Genomic DNA, 823 nt, shown 5'->3' with positions numbered 1-823 from the left:
GGCTGCGAGACAGGAGCAGAGAATGAGCAGACGACCCCGGCGCAACCACAGCCCGGCATTCAAGGCGAAGGTGGCGCTTGCCGCGATCAAGGGTGAGAAGACGCTGGCAGAGCTGGCGCACGACTATGATCTGCATCCCAACCAGATCACGACGTGGCGCACGCAGTTGCTCGAAGGGGCGGCGGGCGTGTTCGGCTCGGAGAAGGCATCTGACGAACCGGCCGTCGACGTGAAGACGCTTCACGCCAAGATCGGCGAGCTGACGTTGGCCAATGATTTTTTGGAAGGCGCGCTCGGCAAGGCAGGTCTGTTGCCGAGCGCAAGGCGATGATCGATCGAACGCACACCTTTCCCGTGAAGCGGCAGGCGAAGGAACTGGGGATCAGCCGGAGCCGTGTCTATTATTTGCCGCGGCCGGTTTCGTCCGAAGATCTTGCGATCATGCGTCGCATCGACGCGCTGCATCTGGAGTTTCCGTTCGCAGGCAGCCGGATGATGCGCGACTTTCTTCGTCAGGAGGGCATCACGATCGGCCGCTGCCATGTCGCGAGCCTGATGAAGAAGATGGCGATCGAGGCCGTCTATCGCCGTCCCAGCACTTCCAGGCCGGCGCCAGGGCACAAGATCTACCCCTATCTCCTGCGCAAGCTTCCGATGGTGAGGCCCAATCAGGTCTGGGCGACAGATATCAGCTACTGGATTGATTCCAACGTTTGGTGCCCGCGCCTGACAGCGGCGATGATGTCGTGGGGGTCGGCTTTCCAGACGAAGGGACGCGGATCCTCGTTGTGCTCTTTGATGAAGCGGTTGATGGCTGCCTGCA

General features: G+C 61.2%; 2 pseudogenes. One reads left to right on the top strand and one right to left on the bottom strand.

What is annotated here, in order from left to right:
* Positions 1–22 precede the first annotated feature (22 nt).
* Positions 23–696, top strand: a pseudogene (locus tag FMM79_RS20190) (IS3 family transposase); the annotation flags it as partial.
* Here the strand turns inward: FMM79_RS20190 and FMM79_RS20185 are convergent.
* Positions 693–823, bottom strand: a pseudogene (locus FMM79_RS20185) (IS630 family transposase); the annotation flags it as partial. The pseudogenes FMM79_RS20190 and FMM79_RS20185 sit on opposite strands and share 4 nt — an antisense overlap.

It is taken from the genome of Novosphingobium sp. BW1 (genome assembly GCF_008107685.1).
GTDB lineage: Bacteria > Pseudomonadota > Alphaproteobacteria > Sphingomonadales > Sphingomonadaceae > Novosphingobium.
The sequence above is the reverse complement of the archived record's forward strand: the minus strand, read 5'-3'. Positions and strand labels throughout refer to the sequence as shown.